Below are 18,989 nucleotides of genomic sequence, written 5' to 3'. Positions count from 1 at the left end.
TAATCGGAAAAGGAACCCCTTTTCCTGAAAATTACAAATTCACCACTTTCCCTGTCCTGACCGACTCGTCACAAGCAAAGGCAATTCGCAGGCTATTCACAGCATCTTCCATATGATCACTAAGGTCCGTATCCTGATGGATGGCTTTCAGAAAATACTCCTGCTCCCGCTTGCAGAGGGCATTGTGATCCGGTTCATCGCTCAGATCAATCCATTCGTCCTCATGAGCAAATTTTTCCTCTGCATCCAAGGCTGCCCGGTGGTAGAGTAAGGATTCCGTTTTGGTATGCGACTCAATGCTATCTGATTTGCCAGATCCACCCGCTTCCCGAGCCACGATGGAAACCGATCCGTTGGGACCAAATACGTCCTTGATGAAAAAGGCCGTTTCGCTGACCATCGGACCCCAACCAGCCTCATACCAACCCACTGAGCCGTCTTCAAAACGAATTTGGAGGTTACCGTAATTATAATTTCCATCGGGTATTTCGTCGGTTAACTTTGCTCCAATGGCATACACCTGTGTGGGCTTGGACCGGGTCATTTGACACATGACATCAATGTAATGTACCCCACAGTCAACGATGGGACTTAAACTTTTCATTAGATTTCGATGCAGGGTCCACATGTTGCCTTCGCTCTGCTGGTTTAAATTCATGCGCATCACCAGTGGCTTACCCAATTCCTGACTCATAGCTATAAATTTTATCCAGGAAGGATGCTGCCGCAATATGTATCCCACCACCAATTTTTTATGACTTTTTTTGGCTGCATTGACCACTCTCCGGGCTCCCTCTACGGTGTCTGCCAATGGTTTTTCCACAAAAACATGACACCCTCGCCCAAATGCGTCCACAGCAAACGTCTCGTGTGTATCCGGGTAAGTATTGATACTGACTGCATCGGGTTTGGTCTTATCCATAGCCGTGTAATAATCATCAAAAAGAGGATAGCCTCCACCTAGTTTTTCATTGAGTGCTTCTTTCGTCTTTCCTCCCGATACCAGGCCAACGATCTCAAAGCCTTCCAGTTGATGATAAGCCAATGCATGAGAAGCGCCCATATTGCCGCAACCCACTACTAACATTTTTATTGGTTCTTGGGTCATGATTATTTGTTTTTATTGATGCCTTGGTTAATTTTTTCGTTTTGTCTGCTTAATTACGTTCAAGTTAAAAAAATATTCGATGAGGACGGGTGCCAATTAGCTATTTCTTTAGCAAGGGAAATAAAGCAATCTCCCTAAATGCAATCGAAGCTCCCTCCGACTGAACCTGAATTCTCCCATATTCCGGACGAACACTTTTGGCGAAGTTAACTAGTTTACCATTTAGGTAAACGGCTACATTTCCCTCCCAGGCTTGTATCTCCAACTCATTCCAGTCACCAACCTCCGCTTCTACATCCTGCTTGCCCCTGAAATCAATGGTATCCGACCAGTTCGGAGACCTGCCGTACCAATTGATTCGACCTCCATGGATTCGTTCCCAATCTCCTTTGGGATCAAATACCCTGGCATTGCCCGGTTCCTTGTGTACTACCGGTGAACTGATTCCAAAAGATGTTGAACCATCCCCTACTACTATGAAATCTCCCGTTCCACCTTCAATAATCTGAACTTCGATGCCGTGCATCCAGATTCCATTATAGCCCCCATCCGTTCCCTGCGAATGAATCAGTATGCCACTATCCCTGGCTTTCGCTTTCCTGTCTCCATAGGTTTCCCCCGTCCAGCGAAAGGAAGCTTTAAGAATAAAATTATCGTAGGGATTCTTCGTCGTTATACATCCCCACTCCTCCCCGCTGATTTTCAAAATACCGCCTTCCACCTGAAAAACCTGTAGCGGATCCTGGTTACGACCCCTGTCCTGGATAAAGGTATACCAGGCATTGAGATTTTCCCCATCAAACAGGGGAATCATTGTTCCCCGCTGCCATGCTGTCGGGCTCGGCAGGGATTGTCCAACACCAGGAAGGACTACAAAAATTGAAATGCCCATAAGAAATAGACAAATGGGCGATAAAAAGAGATTTCTAAAGATTTTCATAGTTTTGTTTATCTACAGTAGGAGCGTACATGCCATCGGGTAAGGATTGCAAATAAAGCATCAAATCACTCAATTCCTGCGTATCCATGACATTTTCCAAACCTGCTGGCATCAAAGATTGACCGGATGGGGATAGCTCCACCACATCCTGTTCGTTTACCAATTGGGTAACCCCCGGGCCGAGTGCTATTTCGTACCTGCCCGCTTCATGACGTTTGATTATTCCTGAAACCTGCTGGGAAGCCGTGTTCATCGTCACGGTTTCGTATTCCCTGGCGAAACTGGATGCCGGGTATAGGATGGCCTCCAAGATGTCGTGCCTGGAACGAATCTCACCAATATTGGTCAGATCAGGTCCAAAATCCCCGCCTTCACCGGCAACGGCATGGCAGGTCCCACAGGTTCCTTTACCAAAGAATAGCGCTCGTCCTCTGGATACATCTCCCCGGACCAAACTATTTTCAACGGATTCCAATTTCTTCAACCGTAATTCCTGAGACCGTTCCAAACTATCCAATATGACTTGATTTCCCGTTGGAAAAACCCTCTTTACCAAATCGATGGAAAGGTTATCCCAAACCTCTTTTCGTTGAAGTAGTTGTTGTTCTAATCGATCCAGGGTTTCAGCTTGCTGCGCTCCTTCGAACATTTCCAAAACAGCAGGAATCCATTCAGAAGAAAGCTCCGGAAGTATCTGATCAAGCATCCAATCCAGTCTATCCCGATCCAATGGCAGGTTTCTGACAATGCGAAGTACCGATGAATGAACTGTCCGCAGCTCTGAATTTAAAAGCTGCTTCGTAATCCACTGGAATTCCTGTGTTGATACCGTTGCTTCCTGGACCAGCAGGGCTTGGTAGGCCATTAAACGAATAGCTATTTTCTCGGTATCAGCCCTGGCAAGGTCCACCAATTCCTGATAAAAATCATTCAGCCCCAACTGAATAATCACCTGTAATGCGGCCTCTTTGGTTTGATTATCTTTTGACTCTAAATACTGACGCAGACTTGACCTAAGCGAAGACCCTACTTGCTTGGGTGGAAAAGAGGCAAGCATGGATAGGATTAATTTACGCTGTTCCAAATTAGAAGTTAGCTTTTCGGAAAGATGTCTTTGCACCGGATCATTATCGATAAAGGAGGGCCAAACTTCCCGCAGCAGGTCCTCCTCTTTGCTGTTTTCTACGGAAAATGAATCCAAAAAAGTAATAAAGGACTGGGACCAATCCGGATGGTTATTCAAAATCCAAACCGCCGTATTTGCTTCCGTGCTATCTTGAGATGCCAGGTAAGGAGCAATCATTTCTTCCGTAAGCAATTCCTTGCCTTTTTGGTCCAGCGCAATTAAGACCGCTTTGTTGAAGCCCGATGCCGCCAACTCCTGCAGCAGCAGGTCCTCATTCTTCATTTCGATGAGCGCAAAAATGGCAGCATGCTCAAAATACCTGTCTTCTGGATACCTTTCCAATGCCCGCAAAAGGTGTTTGGTTGCCTTTGGATCGCCAATTTGTCCTAGCGCGGTAGCCACTTGTTTGGCCACTGGAAGGCTGGGATTGCTGTCCAATAACTGAATAAGCTGGTCACGGGTGGTAATCACCTCTGCCATGCCCAAGACGCGTGCAGTAGCGGTTTTTACCAGATCACTGGAATCTTCCAGGCCGACATACAATTGATGCCATGCTCTGGGGTTTTGGGTCTGGAAGAGTAAAAATACGGCCTTCGCTCGCACTTGTTCCTCCGGGTGCTCGCGCATTAGGGTTTGCAAATAAGGAATGGCTAACAGCGGTTGTTTCAACAGGAAATTCCCTGCTTTTTCAGCCACATCCGCTCGGGGGTCTTCCAGCAGCTTTGCCAATTGACCTACCGACAATGCTTCCCAGGGAATGGCCTTGCCCCAGGGATCCTGTGCTTTCCCCTTGTTTTCCGTTTTTCGTATGCGATAAATACCCCCCGGCACATCCGGCTTAGCGGTACGGCTCAATGGGCAGCCTGCTATAAACCAGCCTCCTGTATTGACCAGCAACAGGTTCCCATCCGGTTCCTGCAACACATCGGTTGGATGAAAATCAGGGATCTTACTTTGGAAAAACGGCCGACTGTTGGCTTGAAAAGAAGCCCCGTCGGGATTCAAGCTGGTACGAATGACCCTTCCGGTATTAAATTCGGCATGAAATAAATCTCCGGTAAATTCCTCACCCCAAGCCGAACCGCTATGCAGCATCAAGCCGGAAGGAGAAACCCTGGCCATGCGGTGCATCACCGGCATCAATGGCCCCGTTTGCACCAGTTGGTCTTCCTGAATGACCGGATGTGGTTTTGGATAGACACCGTTTTCCACCCAATGCATCAGCGCATCCCGATACCCTCCTTTGGGATCGGTGAAATAGGTCATGGTTCCCAACACTTCCCCGGAAGGTGTAAACGCCAACTCAATCGCATTGTCAAAACCTCCGCCTGCAAAGGTCTGCAATTGGGTTCCATTGGGTAAGCATCGCCAGATTCGGGCTCCATTTCCCTGGAAATGAACAAATTCCTTACTTAAAATATCAAATCCCCTTCTGGCATCGGCCAGGTACAACCATCCATCTGGTCCCATAAAAGGACCGCTCAGGATGGCCGCATTGTGGCTAAGTTTCCAGCCAGAAAGTAAAATATCCCTTTCGTCTGCCACGCCATCTCCATCCGTATCGGTAAATTTAACCAGATTCGGAGCGGCTGTAACGATCAAACTACCCGCTACAAAAACGCCTCCCATGGGGAAAGGAATGGAATCAGCATAAACGGTTTTGTGATCAAATACTCCGTCCTGATCGCTGTCCGTCAAAAGGAGAATGCTAAAATCAGGTTGTTCCAAAATGGCATCGGTACTCTCGGTCTGTCCGCTGGACTCCATCACAAACAGCCTTCCCTGATCGTCAAATACGGCAAACATGGGATACCGGACCAAACCGGGCTCGATGGCTTCCTCTACAATATAGCCATCAGGTAACTCCCAGGCCTCCTGATCTATAACCGGTTCTGTACAACCGTAGAAAGTGAACCCCCCCAATAATAAAATAAGTATTTGGCCTAACCACGGACAAGTAGGAATGCTGTTCTTTCGGATATGTTGCATGCTACCTTTCAGGCCTTTTGATAGATTTTATCCCTGTCCAGCAGAAGTGGAAAAAACTGACCTTCTAGCTTTTCCCCTGGCCGGAACACCGGCACCCCAGCCAACAGTTCCTGATCGGTATTGGATTGAGTCCCATCCGCAAATACATTCAAAACAAACGCTCTCCGCGATCGATTGGACTTGTTTTCGTAGGATCCGTGCACCATCAAGGGGTGGTGAAAGGTACCGTATCCTTTTTTCATTTCTATGGGAACAGGCCGAAATTCTTCTTTTTGTGCTTCGGTAAGGTAGTCCATCAGGCCTTCCATGTTCCCGGCCAACTCCGGCTTGTCCAGCAAACCCCAGCGATGGCTGCCCGGAACATAATAAATACAGCCGTTTTGAACGTCTGCATCGTCTAAGCCAACCCAACAGGTGAGGTGCTGCATGGGTACGGAGCGAGTCCAATAGGAGTAGTCCTGATGCCAGGCAACCACTCCGCCATGCTTGGCGGGTTTACAAAACAGCTGATCGTGCCAAAACCGCACGGATTTATCCTCCAGCAGCTGGCTGGCCGCCATTAAAAAGGCCGGATTCCACAAAATATCGTGAAATCCCTCTTTAATGCGCCAATGACCTAACGAATGAAACAAAACAGTATTGGGATCCTCTGATTCGTTGGACTTAAACTCGTAAAACAATTCATTCCCGGGGTGATTGGGATCGGTTAACGCTTCCAACTCATCGTTTAGCTGGTCTATTTGCCAGGAATCCAATAATTTGATATGAGAGAGGTAGCCATTTTCGATGAAAAAAGCAATTTGTTCTTCCGAGAGCCGGTACTTTTCCCATTCTTTCTCCGATTGTGGCCACTCAAACAAATCAGATAGGAGTTCATGAATCCGGGATAGGTCGTTCACCATAGGGATTGGCATTAAGGATTGGGTAATAACGGGGCGATTTGCTCCGCCGAAGTAACACCGGGAGGAAGTGGGGTGACGGTCAGATTGCGGAAATGAATGGGAGCCCCCTCCGATTCCAGGCAGATATACCCTTTTTTCTGCGTTGACTGGCTGATGCCGTTTACAAACTTCCCGTTTACAGATAGTTTGATGACACCATCTACACAAACGACGACGTAGGTATTCCATTCCCCTTTGCCCAGGCACCGGTTTTCGATGGATTTACTCCGGGTTCCCCGTGGGTTGTCGGGAACAGTTTCTACTCCCCCCACACCAAATAATTCTCCATGTACATAGGCTATGGGTGGTAGCTCCCCATCCGGCCTTTTATTTTGGTTAACCCAGTCCAATTCAAGCATTTGTACCTCTACACCATCAGGAAGGCGGTTTTCGCCAGGCACTGCTCCGGACCAAACAAAGCTACCGGAATTTCCTCCGGCCTCCATATGCTTCCATTCCACATACATGATGAAATTTTCGTATTGTTTTTCCGACCGGATAACACCAATGGGCATGCCTTCACAGACTAGTTCATCTCCTTCAAACCTCCAGGTATCCGGACCTGTATTGACATCCATCCAGCGAATGCCTTTTTCATCGCTGCTCTTTCCCTGAATCAAGGCATTCAGTTCTTGCTCCTTTCCAAACTCAAACAATACATCCTGGGCCTTCAATTGTGTAGAAAAAAGCAGCAGGAAAAGTAGAAATAAGGGTATTCTTTGTCTATTATTCATAAAATTAATTTAAAGCCTCATCTGACGCTACACCACTTTAGTAATTCCCGGAACAGCAATAGGCGGCACGTCTACCACCAGATCCCAGCGGTAATCATCTGCGGCTGGTCCCAATTTATGTTCGCTATTCATCGCCTGCTCCCAGGTAATGGTTTGTCCACTGTAGCCCACCATGCGGCCTAAAATGGCAAGCATGGTGCTATTTGCCATCAGCTCGCCTTCGTTCATGGGTTGGCCGGCTCGTATGGATGCAAAGAGTTCTTCGTGCTGCGTCTCGTAGGGATTGTTGGATTCACCCTTGTAATCCCAGCGTTCGGAGCCCATCGTGGCATGTACTCTTTTACCTATATCAACGGAGGCAAATCCCTCGGTTCCGGCAATATCTACTTTATTGGTGTTGGAGCAACCTTTTTGTTGCCGGCTGAAATGCACGCCTTTGATATTATTTTCGTATTCGTACTCGATGGCAAAGTGGTCGTAAATATTGCCCCACTGAGATTCGGTCCTGGATTGGCGTCCTCCGGTTCCGGTAGCCTGTAGCGGCAACCTGTCTCCCAGTGCCCAGGACATCATGTCCAGGCTGTGAACCATCATTTCAACAATATAATCCCCTGATAGCCAATCGTAGTAGTACCAATTCCTCAGCTGGTATTCCATTTCGGTCCAATTTTCCTGCCGGGGCTTGTACCACAAACCGCCGCCGTTTCGGGCGGTAAATACGTTGGTTACCTCCCCAATCTCCCCATCTAAAATTCGCCCAAATAAAGCTCGTTTCGGAAAGTCGTATCGAAAAGTAAAACCTGATACCACCGATAGCCCTTTTTCTTTCGCTTTCTTGGCAGATGCCAATACGCTTCGAACTCCCGGAGCATCTACCGCTACGGGCTTCTCACAAAATACATGCTTGCCAGCATCCACGGCAGCTTTAAAATGCGCCGGTCGGAATGCAGGCGGCGTGGTAAGTATCACTACGTCTACGCCCGCATCCAATACCTTTTGGTAGGCATCAAAACCAACAAATTTCTGCGCATCCGTAACCTTAACTTGCTCCGGATTTATTTTTTTCAATGACTGAAAGGACTCTTCCAGGTAATCTGAAAAAATATCTGCCATACAAGTAAGTTCGGCATCCTTGTCTGCTTTAAGGGCTTGGGCGGCGGCGCCAGTACCTCTTCCACCGCATCCGATAAGCCCTACTTTCAATGGCTCTCTGCGGGCAGCATAGCCCTGTCGGATCGAAAATCCCATGGGCAACACTGCGCTGCCAATGACTGCGGTGCCCGTGGATTTAAGAAATGTTCGCCGATTATTGTTTTTACTTTCCATCATTTATTTCTGCGTTACTTCGGTCTCATGAACTGTTTTTTTCAAAATCAAGCGTAAAATACAATATGTCTTTTCAAGTTCAAACAATTTTTCTATCAAAGGCTGTAGCCAATTAGATAAAAATAATTGCGCTTGTTATCAAACCACAAAAAATAATATCTTTGAACAAATTGACAATAAACCCCATGCGAACAAATCCCCCAACCGCAAAAGAACCTGTTTCCGATCTGCTTGCCGGCATTAAAGGAGAAGTATTGACTGATACCTATTCACTGGGCATCTATGCTACTGATGCCAGCATCTATCAGATTTTTCCGATTGCCGTAGTCTTACCCAAAGACGAGGACGATGTGAAAAAGGCCCTTGAATGGGCTAACAAGAATCAAGTTACCATTTTACCTCGCGGCGGAGGCACCAGTTTGGCCGGGCAAACCGTAGGAAAATCCATTGTTCTGGACTTTTCCAAATACATGGATCAAACGCTGGAGGTCAACACCAAAGAACGATGGGTTCGGGTTCAGCCGGGAAAGGTACGTGATGTTTTAAACGAGGAGCTGGCCCCATTGGGGCTTCACTTTGCCGTGGATCCAGCCACTTCCAGCCGGGCAAACGTGGGAGGAATGGTCGGCAACAATTCCTCCGGAACCAAAAGTATCCTGTACGGCAAGACGGTGGACCACGTATTGGAAGCCACCGTGCTGCTGGCGGACGGTACGCTTTTGCATTTGAAGAAAACCGACCCGGACACCTATCAGAAGATGGCAGCTAAGGATTCCAGGGAGGGAGAGATTTACCGGAGCTTTGAAAAAATAATTGACCATAACAGGGAACGTATCGGACAGAAGTTTCCCAAAGTCATGCGCCGGGTGGGGGGCTACAATCTGGACGAATTTATCCATACTTCCAATTGGAACCTCGCAAAACTAATCACCGGAAGCGAAGGTACCTTAGCTACTACCCTGGAATTAAAACTGAATCTCGAACCCCTGCCACAGTTTAAGTCAGTTTGCGTGCTGCATTTCAAGGAATTGTTAGATGCTGTTGGTGCAGTCACAAGCATTCTACCCTACCAACCTTCCGCTGTTGAGATACTTGATAAAATAGTGGTAGATCTGAGCCGGGAAAACCTTACGACCAAACGGCACTGTCACTTTATTCAGGGAGACCCCGCCGCCATTCTGATCGTCGAATTTTACGGGGAAAGTCTGGCAGATGTGATGGACCGACCCGCTCAAATGATAAAGGAGTTGCAAGAAAAGGGCTTGGGTTATGCCTTCCCTTTATTTCCGCAGGGGCCCGAATACGAGGATGTGTGGGTGGTTCGGAAAAAAGGACTTGGTCTTATGCTAGGTATCAAGGGCAAGAAAAAACCCCTGCCATTCATAGAGGATGCGGGAATTCCTACCCAGCACCTGCGCGAATACATTGACCGTACCCTGCAAATTTGCAAAAAACACCAGACCGAGGTGGCCATGTATGCCCACGTCAGTGTGGGAGTCATCCATGTCCGGCCCATCCTGGACCTGCGGCAGCAAACCGACATAGAGCGGTTGGAAGCCATAGCGGAAGACACCTTCAATTTAGTGATGGAATACAGAGGTTCTTGGAGTGGGGAGCATGGAGACGGGTTGGTACGTAGTCCATTTAACGAGCGTTTTTTCGGAACGGAATTGTACCAGGCCATGATCCAGGTCAAACGCCTTTTTGATCCGGAAAACCGTATGAACCCGGGTAAGATCGTTGAAGCCGAATCCATGTCCAAAAACCTGCGTTATGGCAGCCACTACAAAGATCAGGACCTGGATTCGGTCTTTCACTACCGATCGGAACAGAGCTTTCAGGAGTCGGTCCACATGTGCACGGGCGTGGGAGAATGCCGAAAACTACTGGGAGGAACCATGTGTCCCAGTTTCAAAGCCACTCGGGACGAGGAGCATACCACCCGTGGCCGGGCCAATGCCTTACGCATGGCCATGTCGGGACAGCTGGATGAAAAAGGTTTAAGCAGTGAACGCCTGCAGGAAACCCTGAGCCTGTGCCTGAGTTGCAAGGCTTGCAAATCCGAATGCCCCAGCAATGTGGACATGGCCAAAATGAAAAGCGATGTGATGCAATGGTATTACGATGCCAATGGAGCTAGTTTACGAGATAAAATGATCCGGGATGCAGCCAGCATGGCGAAACGATTTTCGGGCTTTCTGGCAAAACCAATCAATTCAATCCAATCTTCCTCCTTATTCCGAAAAAGCCTGGAAAAAATAGCAGGATTTGATAGTCGGCGCACGCTCCCCGCCTATGCGACCCAACCATTTTATCAATGGTTTGACAGAAACGGAGAAAATCAACCAAAAACCGGTAAAAAAGTAGCACTGTTTGCCGATACCTACCTAAACTATCACGAACCTTCCATTGGAAAGGCAGCGGTAAAACTACTCAATGAATGCGGATACGAAGTAGTCCTTGCGAATGTAGGCTGTTGCCAACGACCCAAAATTTCCCATGGTTTTCTACGAGAAGCGAAAAAAGAAGGGGGGGCTACCGTAGAGAAGTTACTTTCCTTTATCGATGAGGGTCTTCCCGTGTTGGTCTGCGAACCCAGTTGTGCTTCGGCTTTAAACGATGACTTTCCTGATTTACTGGATGAAAAAGAAGTAGCGGCAAAATTGAAAGAAAACGTTTTGATGATTGACGTTTTTCTTGCACGGGAAATGGAAAAAGGAAACCTGAACGTGAAGTTGCGCAGCAAGGGAGCCGACCTCCGGATCCATGGCCATTGCCACCAGAAAGCCCTCTACGGGACGCAAGCCATGAAAAGCACCTTGAAAGAACCTACGTCCTGCACAGAAATCCCTTCAGGATGTTGTGGCATGGCGGGATCCTTTGGCTACGAGAAAGAACACTATACCCTATCCGAAAAAATAGGTGAAGAGGTGTTGTTTCCGGAAATCAGGAAAACTCCCAAAGAAAGTGAGCTGGTGGCCTCCGGTTTTAGCTGCCGTCATCAGATTGCCCATTTTACCGGAAAAAGGGCAAAACACTGGGTGGAATGCGTGGAAGTGATTTTTGAATGAATTTTTGCTACCTCACAATCCATTTCCCTAACGTAGATTCAACGATTAAAGAGCGTTATTTACCAAGTATACCACACGGTTACAAAAAGCAGCTCATTTAAAAAAACTACCGCTGGGAATGGCCGGGTTAAACTATTTATTCTATTTTTACCAGAATTAGCAATCGAAAAAATTACGTTTATAACCCCACCTTTTCATGAATGCCATCCCCCAGCGCTCCCCCCGAATCCTCTCGATTGATGTCTTGAGAGGCTTTGACATGTTACTAATCATCTTTGCCGACCGTTTTTTTGCCTCTCTGCACCGGGGAGCAGATACAGCCTTTACCGGCTTTCTTGCCCGGCAATTTTCACACCCGGAATGGTTTGGTTCCACCTTTTACGATATCATCATGCCCCTATTCTTGTTTGTGGTAGGAGCAGTAATCCCCTTTTCCCTATCTCAACGCCTGCAAGACCAAAGAAGTAAAGGACAACTTTACGGCAAATTACTGAAGCGATTCGTCATTCTTTTTATTCTGGGTTGGATCGTGCAGGGGAATCTGTTGGCCCTGGATGCCAGCCAGTTTAAGGTCTTTAGCAATACCTTACAAGCCATTGCTGTTGGCTACGTTTTTTCCTGTCTGGCCTTTATCCATCTGAGTCGAAACGGTCGCTACCTGTTGTTTGCCTTTTGCCTGATTGCCTATGCACTACTCCTCACGCTTCCTCAAGTTCCGGGAGTAGGTAGAAGCACACTCTTACCGGACCAAAACTTTGCCCTTTATGTGGACCGGCTGGTATTTGGCCCTTTTGACGATGGACTGCAATATACCTGGTTGCTGTCCGGTCTGGGTTTTACAGCTACCACCTTGTCCGGTCTATTTGCCGGAGAATGGATCAAATCGGAAATGCCCCGTAAAAAGGTAGCTCTCTACCTGGTCGCAGCGGGTTTGATTGCCCTCTGTTTAGGGCTGGTTTGGGGCATTTGGCATCCCATCGTAAAAAAGGTCTGGAGTAGTTCCTTTGTGCTGGCCTCCTCTGGCGTATGCTACCTTTTACTGGCTGCCTTCTATTGGATCATTGATGTCAAAGGCAAGACTGCCTGGACTTTTCCCTTAAAAGTGATCGGCATGAACGCCATCACGGCTTATGTACTTTCCCATGTTATTGACTTTCCTGCCATTGCGAATGATTTGGTGTTTGGTTTGGAACAATACAGCGAAAGCTGGTATCCGGTTTGGACCAGTATCGGAGGGTTTGTGATCCTTTATACCTTGCTCTGGTACATGTATGTGAATAAGACCTTCGTTAAGGTTTAAAGCAACCGTTTGGAAATGATTATTTAACCAAATACATTCTACCGTTGAAGCTTCTTTCGGCCAAGTAGTTTTTGGGGCTACTTTCCCTGTTATGCCTTACTGATAACGCGTGGATCAGAGTGGTGTAACGGGGTAAGCCCGGGCAATTTTGCGTATTGCTGCGGTTGTCGTAGACAATCGTCCGGCTCGTTCTTGAGCAGCACACTTACCAGGGCCAGCATCGCGCTGATGAACGCGATGCTGGACGTGGCAGTTTTGATCCCATAATTAAAAAAGCAGAATAAATAGTCGTTTTCTAGTTTACTTTTTGAAATTCAACGGTTGTGCTGCTGCCAGCATACACATCCGTTGGAAGGTCAACTATTATTAATGTGCTGTTTTTATCGTTATTAGGCAGTGTGATAAAATTTTCGCCTTGTAGGTTATAGGTGCCTGGTACAGTTAAGGTAACCCTCGTTAGTTTCCTGGAAGGATCTGAAACGCTTAATTCCTCAATCCTGTTGCCGTTCATTTTTAGCATTACCATTCCCTGGCTATCCATCCTGACCATGTAGCCGTCGGCTATTTCAACTTCTCCGGCTTTGTAAAAGGCTAGCTGGCTTATGCCAAGACCGTTATGTATGACAGCCTGCAGGTCAGGTGTGTTTGAGAGAATCTCAATATTCCGATTATTGACACTTGATGATGCCAACTCTTCAGAAGTGACACCCGGTACTACGATATACTGATAGGAAGCATTACTGGGGCTGTTGCCGTGGTCAATACCAAGAAGGAAGACCTCTTGAGTAACCAGTTCATCAGAAGCACTCTTGGCGGCTGAAATATCAGACCATCTTCCCTGTTCGGCCTTGTTGGACAAATTAACAGTAGCAGGCTCAGGTAATAGATATCCCACCCTGTCATGGTGCACCCACTTTACATTTTCCAGTTCGCTATTGCTTTGGGGAACAAGTTCTACCCGTTCTTTTTGGCTTACTGTAACATCTCCCCTGAGGTGAGCCTGATTAATCGTTGTATAGGCAGGAAGGTTGGGATTGGATTTTATTCCTGCACCGAGACATACATATTCCTTGTCAAAAAAGAACCAGGATTTTTTTGCTTCCAGAAGGTCATGCGGGCTCTTGAAATCGTATGCGACGGCACCATAGCGTCCGTCATCTACAGCGCCCACATAATCCGTTAATCCTTCCATCTGTACGGGCATATTCCCGCCATAACTGCGCGCAACGTGGTGTTCAGGTTTTTGCATGATGGTTGCTCCTGATACTTTCTGCCAGTCATACACGGGCCAGATACCATCGTATTCGTGAGCATCGATACTGAGGTAATTTGCCCCGTCTGCCCTGTGATGGGTTGTTATACCAGGGCCATTATAAGGAACTTCATAGGTTCTATTTCTGGTGGAGTGCATTCTGATACTGGTGTAGAAATGAGGCCTTTGGAATGTAAAGTGTTCCGAGTGCCAGAAAAATTTGGCAAAAGATCGGATGTTGGCCTCCTCTCCCTTTCTCAATTTCAATATATCTTTAAGCTCATCGCTCCGGTAATCAGTACTTTGAAGTAAACGCTCTATTTCAAGTGTTCCTCCTGGTGTGCTTCTCCTGTGATTGGCAATACTTCTGTCATGGGTGGCCACATCCGTGTAAACGCCATATACCATGTGTTTGTATATCCCGTCCAGGTAGTAATCCACAAGCAGGTTAATTCGATCGGTCGGAAACTGGTATTTTGTGTTGGCTACATAAGATGACCACTCCCCAAAGGTGTTGGCATACTTTCCATATCCGTAACTTGTTGTATTGTTAACTCTGTCGTGCCTGTGATGGAAACTGAAATCGTGCTGCATGCCTCGCTCCCCTGTAGTAAACTTGATCTCGCCGGCAATTATTTGAATTACCTCATGGAATGCCTCCTTGTCGTTCAGAAACAGGAAGTTTTTAGCCGAAATGGCTGCAATAGCTATTCTGTCGCCCCCTGGTCTTGCCCCGTAGAAAACGCCCGGCACCTCCACCATAGTGGCCCGGCGTATCATCGGTTGTGCCTGCCCCACCAGTTCGGCTGGTAGTTCATCGCCAATGATAAGCATCAGGTTTACCAGGTTGGTTGGTGTGGTGATCTGGTTATTGTGCCAGTTCTCTCCCACGAAGTCCCGTTCCACCCAAAACTCAAGTCCTCTGATAATAATGTTTTTAATGTTTTCATCCTGATAGTACCGGGACGATTCATGCTGGTATGCCCTTGCCAGGCTGACAAGATTCCTCGTATGACGGCCATGCGGGAATCCGGCTTCTCTGCTAAGATCTTCATAATCAATGCCCTGATAGCTGCCGTCTTCGTTTACGATACCAATTATCTCGGCTACTTCTCCATCATTAACTCCCGATCCCATCAATTGATCGACAACTCTCCCTTTAATTCGTTCGAAATCATCTGCTTTTGCACAGGTGGAGAATTCAACTAGTGTAATAGTGAGTAAAGCAATAAATAGGTTATAAGCTGGGTTCATAATTTTGCTAGGTTAATTTATACAGAACTTGAAAATCCAAATTGCATTCTTTTTTGGGCTACGTTGGAAGCTTCCTCCACTGTTTTTACGGGGATTTCCAACTGTGCCAATACGATTTTTGCCCCTTCAAAGGCTTCTTCAAACCTGTGAACATCTTCGGGGAGTAAATGGCTGTTGGTTCTTGGTGCCACCGAAATGCTTTTTTCGCCATCTGAAGCCAGGTTTGCCAGCGCAATGCCCGAATGGGTACCGGGTTGAATTTTTATGCAGGAACTCCCGATTACAATTATTCTTGGTTTCATTTTATCAATATAAGCGAGCAACAATAATAAGGGTTAAACCCACCACAAAAAACAGAAACATGGCCGTTAACAAACCTTTTACGCCTTTTGCACCTTTAAATTCTTTCCAGATAAATACGCCCCAAAGTGCCGCGATTAAAGTAGCACCCTGTCCCAGACCATAAGAAATGGCAAATCCGGCCTGCTCCGCCGCAATAATATTCAGCGTCATGCCCAGGCTCCAGATGCCTCCTCCCAGCAGACCAATAAGATGCAGCTTTGAATCTCCTTTTACAAAATAATCGTTGTAGCTAACCTTTTCTCCCGTAAGCGGCTTGTACATAAAAATGGTATTCCACAAAAAGTTGGAAACGAGCAACCCCACTGCAAAAATGACCGATGCGGTGTAAGGAGTAAGTTTGCCTGCCGCAGGATTGACAAAATCGGTGGCCATGGAGGATGCCACAAAACGATAGAAAAAACCCATGAGTAAGCCAGCCAGCAAGGAAATTACTATTCCCTTCGTAGAAGTGACTGCCGTTGAGCCGGGAATTTTCCGGTAAGCCAGTGCATCCAGAATAATAGCGACGGTAACCAGCCCTACCCCGGAAAACAAAATTACCGGATTTCCCAGGGGAGTTGCTGCATAATTCGTAATCACACCAAGCACCAGTGCCAGTCCGATACCGATGGGAAAAGCCACCGCCATTCCCGCAATGGCAATGGCTGACACCAGCAGAATATTAGCCAGGTTAAATACTACACCACCCAGGAAAGCCATAAAAAGCGATCGGGCATCCGCCTGAGCTAAATCGCTCAGAAAACTCCGGCCTTCGGAACCGGTGCTTCCGGCCGTAAAAGCCAGCAAAAGTGCCAGCAGCAAAACCCCGATGGCATAATCCCAATAAAACAACTGGAATGGCCACTTTTTCTGGGCCAGCTTTTGGGTATTGGCCCACGAGCCCCAGCACAACATGGTGATAAAGGCAAGAAAAACTGCTACCTCATAAGAATAGATAACTACCATAGTTTAATAAAGTAATTTAAAAGGAAGGCTCCAAACCAACGTTCCATTGTCTATAGAGATACACGCATAGGAATCGTATAACATCCCCCGTCCTCTAAACCAATAGAATCAGGTGCCAGGTTAATTAATTTGGCTATTAATCACTCTTTATTATGGCTGTGTAGGTGATATCAATTACCCATTCATACCTTATTTGCGTTTTCAATCTTCCGATTTTGAAGCAATAGTTCAGCCAGGTATCCACCTTCATCCGGGTCCGAACGTATATTTGCATCCAGAAATACTATTATATAATCACTTTGCTTATGTTATCATTTGTATATTGAAAAACCAATACCAAATCGAATCTGCCTGACAGGCATGAAGCAAGCGACACAGGCAGGAATGATTATCCAACATGCGAGATTCGGTGTCTGCCGACACCAGGTATATGGACTCTTATGACTAAATAAAACCTGAGACAGGATAGCGAAAAGGTAGTTAATCCGAAGTATTTTTGCCTTTGGTTTTTACTACTTAACCGTAACGCCCCGTGAAAAAACCTCGGAAACTCGAACATTGCTTAAATTGTGGCAGAAGTTTGCCAGAATTAGAAAACTTTTGCCCCCATTGTGGGCAGGAAAATAAAGATCAAAAAATTCCGGTGGGTGTTTTTCTCGAAGAGTTACTCACCAGCTTTTTGAGTTTTGACGGTAAGTTCTTTCGAACGCTTGGGGTATTTTTATTCAAACCAGGAACGCTTACCCGCGCATTTAACTCCGGACAACGAAAAAAATACACCCACCCAATTCGTCTGTATCTTATTTTTTCCCTGTTTTATTTCTTTATCATCGGTTTTCTTATTCCAAAGGACATGGTAGACCGTCTCTTCAATATTCGAGAGGTTTCGCCATTAGAAGATTTACAACCGGATATCCAGGAGAAAATTCCAGAATCGACTAAGGAAGAATTAAAGGAAATCGAACAAGCAGTAGCCGCAGGGGTACTTTCTGAGAACACGGGTACCTTCAATACCGATTCGGACAGTGCCGCGAAAAAGCTTTCCTGGAAAGAACTTCGATTTATGTCCATTGATCCGGAAGTAAGTGAAGAGCAGTTTTCTAGGACCTTGGAAAATAGCCAGTATGCGTTTGATTTGGGATTGAGTCCCGAAAAAAGACGCGCGATCATTGCCCATTCCAACTTATTTCTTTCCAAATCGGTGAAAAATTTACCATTAATGATGCTTATTCTATTGCCTGTTTTTGCCCTTATTGTACATCTTTTATACAGTAAAAAGCAGCATTATTACATCGAAAATTTAATCCTGGGGTTTCACCTGCATGCCTTTGCGTACGCACTGTACGGAATGGTCATCCTTTTAAATCTTGTTTTCGGCACCCAAAACAACTGGCTGGCAGAAATCGCTTTTGTTCTGGTGACTACCTATGCCTATCTTTCTATCCTTCGAGTTTTTAACCAACATTGGTTTCGAACCCTTGTTAAATTTTGGGTATTGGGCCTATGTTATTTGTTGGTGCTATTTGCCGGATTTGGATTGGAACTTTACCTCTCCTTAATCTTGCTTTAGGTGCGGTATCTAATCTACCTAATAGTCGACATTAAGGTACATAATGGCAAGTCACAAGAATTGATCTGGTACTTTGCATCAAAAAAACCTGCCATCGCCATGGTTTCATAGGACTTTTCAGGATCATAGGCTACACCGGGTTGGTATTTTTCCAATCCGGCAGCGGCCCGCTCCTGATCCAGCTTTACTTTCGAATTTTCCCATTGCCGGTAAATTTTTTCACCCCTGGCATAAGGCATTACAAAATCAAGGGATCGTGCGACAGAGGCTCCATCTGCCGTTTCCTTGTAGAAAAAGTCTCTTCCAAGACCTTTTTCCCGCTCTAAAGAAATTAAAAATTGTAAAAGTGGCTTTAACCCGCTTACATGGTAACTTAGCGCATCCCGCTGACGGATATCTGCACTGCTCCCATCGGAAAAAAGGGCATTCTCCACATAGTAAGCGGCTTTTTTCTCTGCCCAAAAAACCATGCTTTCATCTTCCAACAACAAACCTATGGTCCCCACCAGGTTGATGCGCTTGGTTTCCCAGTTATTTAAAGGAACCCGATCATTTCCCATTTCGGCTTTTGCCAATTTTTTAAACCACTCTGCCAAAATATTTTGCTGCCAGCTATCCAAATGGGGGCTTAAAAAGGTATAGGCATAAACGACCGGAAGCAATTTATTCTCGTTAATCGGATTGCCGTCTGCCTGGTAGCTACTTGCCCAGCTAAGACTAAAATCAATCATTTTCTTTAGGCTATGGGGATCTTTATATAAGGCATAGTGCCAATAAAAAAGCGCTATCTTATCCATGTCCTCCAGATGCCGCACAGTTTTGATTCGGGCAGGGTTATTGTCTAATAGTCCTTCGTAATGGATTTCAGAAATTGGGTTGGGCTCGTCTCGCCGAATTAGGGACCACTCCCTTTTCAACATATTTTTGAGGTTCGGGGGAACCTTGGTGTTGTCCAATTCCCGGATAACTTCCGGATGTAGCAGCGTACTAAACTCGGTGGAAATTCCAGGCTCCGATAAACCGAAAAAAGGTGATAAAAAGGCTAAGATGAGTTTCATGGCCTTAATATA

13 protein-coding genes are annotated in these 18,989 nt (G+C 46.4%); 3 read left to right on the top strand and 10 right to left on the bottom strand.

Annotated elements, in window-relative coordinates; all coding sequences use genetic code 11:
• Positions 1-31: 31 nt before the first annotated feature.
• The 6 genes from GJS45_RS00115 to GJS45_RS00090 form a co-directional block, all read right to left on the bottom strand.
• Positions 32-1,108: a Gfo/Idh/MocA family protein gene (locus GJS45_RS00115; RefSeq protein ID WP_162339426.1), complete on the bottom strand. Its 1,077-nt coding sequence runs from the start codon at positions 1,106-1,108 to the stop codon at positions 32-34.
• A 100-nt stretch (positions 1,109-1,208) separates the two neighbouring features.
• Positions 1,209-2,048 (bottom strand): 3-keto-disaccharide hydrolase, encoded by an 840-nt coding sequence (locus GJS45_RS00110; protein ID WP_235954513.1) that lies wholly within the window; start codon positions 2,046-2,048, stop codon positions 1,209-1,211.
• Positions 2,035-5,163 carry a PVC-type heme-binding CxxCH protein gene (locus tag GJS45_RS00105; RefSeq protein WP_162339425.1) on the bottom strand — a complete coding sequence of 1,043 codons (3,129 nt, stop codon included), beginning with the start codon at positions 5,161-5,163 and terminating at the stop codon, positions 2,035-2,037. Before GJS45_RS00105 ends, GJS45_RS00110 begins: the two co-directional genes overlap by 14 nt.
• An 8-nt stretch (positions 5,164-5,171) precedes the next feature.
• Positions 5,172-6,065: a phytanoyl-CoA dioxygenase family protein gene (locus GJS45_RS00100; protein WP_162339424.1), complete on the bottom strand. Its 894-nt coding sequence runs from the start codon at positions 6,063-6,065 to the stop codon at positions 5,172-5,174.
• A gap of 11 nt (positions 6,066-6,076) precedes the next feature.
• Positions 6,077-6,838 carry a 3-keto-disaccharide hydrolase gene (locus GJS45_RS00095; protein ID WP_162339423.1) on the bottom strand — a complete coding sequence of 254 codons (762 nt, stop codon included), beginning with the start codon at positions 6,836-6,838 and terminating at the stop codon, positions 6,077-6,079.
• A gap of 27 nt (positions 6,839-6,865) precedes the next feature.
• A complete protein-coding gene (locus GJS45_RS00090) occupies positions 6,866-8,164 on the bottom strand; it encodes a Gfo/Idh/MocA family protein (protein WP_162339914.1) in 1,299 nt (432 codons plus the stop codon).
• Between the two features lie 185 nt (positions 8,165-8,349).
• Between GJS45_RS00090 and GJS45_RS00085 the strand changes: the two genes are divergently transcribed.
• Together GJS45_RS00085 and GJS45_RS00080 are read left to right on the top strand one after the other, a co-directional pair.
• Positions 8,350-11,235, top strand: a complete 2,886-nt coding sequence (locus GJS45_RS00085) for an FAD-binding and (Fe-S)-binding domain-containing protein (protein WP_162339422.1) — start codon at positions 8,350-8,352, stop codon at positions 11,233-11,235.
• Positions 11,236-11,431: 196 nt separating this feature from the next.
• Complete coding sequence (locus tag GJS45_RS00080; protein WP_162339421.1) at positions 11,432-12,535, top strand: acyltransferase family protein; 1,104 nt, start codon at positions 11,432-11,434, stop codon at positions 12,533-12,535.
• Between the two features lie 295 nt (positions 12,536-12,830).
• Here GJS45_RS00080 and GJS45_RS00075 read toward each other — a convergent pair whose 3' ends face one another.
• The 3 genes from GJS45_RS00075 to GJS45_RS00065 are packed head-to-tail and all read right to left on the bottom strand — an operon-like array spanning position 12,831 to position 16,349.
• Positions 12,831-15,041, bottom strand: a complete 2,211-nt coding sequence (locus tag GJS45_RS00075) for a polysaccharide lyase family 8 super-sandwich domain-containing protein (protein ID WP_162339420.1) — start codon at positions 15,039-15,041, stop codon at positions 12,831-12,833.
• Positions 15,042-15,058: 17 nt separating this feature from the next.
• Positions 15,059-15,343, bottom strand: coding sequence for a carbohydrate kinase family protein (locus GJS45_RS00070; protein ID WP_162339419.1), 285 nt, complete (start codon positions 15,341-15,343; stop codon positions 15,059-15,061).
• Positions 15,344-15,347: 4 nt separating this feature from the next.
• Entirely contained in the window at positions 15,348-16,349 is a 1,002-nt protein-coding gene (locus tag GJS45_RS00065) for a GRP family sugar transporter (protein ID WP_162339418.1), read from the bottom strand.
• A gap of 580 nt (positions 16,350-16,929) precedes the next feature.
• Here GJS45_RS00065 and GJS45_RS00060 point away from each other — a divergent pair.
• Positions 16,930-17,919 (top strand): DUF3667 domain-containing protein, encoded by a 990-nt coding sequence (locus GJS45_RS00060; RefSeq protein WP_162339417.1) that lies wholly within the window; start codon positions 16,930-16,932, stop codon positions 17,917-17,919.
• Positions 17,920-17,933: 14 nt separating this feature from the next.
• Here the strand turns inward: GJS45_RS00060 and GJS45_RS00055 are convergent, their stop codons facing one another.
• Positions 17,934-18,977, bottom strand: coding sequence for an alginate lyase family protein (locus tag GJS45_RS00055; protein ID WP_162339416.1), 1,044 nt, complete (start codon positions 18,975-18,977; stop codon positions 17,934-17,936).
• Positions 18,978-18,989: the final 12 nt, after the last annotated feature.

Source organism: Cyclobacterium salsum, assembly GCF_010119245.1.
Taxonomy (GTDB): Bacteria; Bacteroidota; Bacteroidia; order Cytophagales; family Cyclobacteriaceae; genus Cyclobacterium; species Cyclobacterium salsum.
This window is presented reverse-complemented; position numbering and strand designations above follow the sequence as displayed.

Bases quoted from the DNA above. Each gene is read 5' to 3' on its own strand.
- GJS45_RS00115 (WP_162339426.1), bottom strand. From the start codon at position 1,108: ATGACCCAAGAACCAATAAAAATGTTAGTAGTGGGTTGCGGCAATATG.
- GJS45_RS00110 (WP_235954513.1), bottom strand. From the start codon at position 2,048: ATGAAAATCTTTAGAAATCTCTTTTTATCGCCCATTTGTCTATTTCTT.
- GJS45_RS00105 (WP_162339425.1), bottom strand. From the start codon at position 5,163: ATGCAACATATCCGAAAGAACAGCATTCCTACTTGTCCGTGGTTAGGC.
- GJS45_RS00100 (WP_162339424.1), bottom strand. From the start codon at position 6,065: ATGGTGAACGACCTATCCCGGATTCATGAACTCCTATCTGATTTGTTT.
- GJS45_RS00095 (WP_162339423.1), bottom strand. From the start codon at position 6,838: ATGAATAATAGACAAAGAATACCCTTATTTCTACTTTTCCTGCTGCTT.
- GJS45_RS00090 (WP_162339914.1), bottom strand. From the start codon at position 8,164: ATGGAAAGTAAAAACAATAATCGGCGAACATTTCTTAAATCCACGGGC.
- GJS45_RS00085 (WP_162339422.1), top strand. From the start codon at position 8,350: ATGCGAACAAATCCCCCAACCGCAAAAGAACCTGTTTCCGATCTGCTT.
- GJS45_RS00080 (WP_162339421.1), top strand. From the start codon at position 11,432: ATGAATGCCATCCCCCAGCGCTCCCCCCGAATCCTCTCGATTGATGTC.
- GJS45_RS00075 (WP_162339420.1), bottom strand. From the start codon at position 15,041: ATGAACCCAGCTTATAACCTATTTATTGCTTTACTCACTATTACACTA.
- GJS45_RS00070 (WP_162339419.1), bottom strand. From the start codon at position 15,343: ATGAAACCAAGAATAATTGTAATCGGGAGTTCCTGCATAAAAATTCAA.
- GJS45_RS00065 (WP_162339418.1), bottom strand. From the start codon at position 16,349: ATGGTAGTTATCTATTCTTATGAGGTAGCAGTTTTTCTTGCCTTTATC.
- GJS45_RS00055 (WP_162339416.1), bottom strand. From the start codon at position 18,977: ATGAAACTCATCTTAGCCTTTTTATCACCTTTTTTCGGTTTATCGGAG.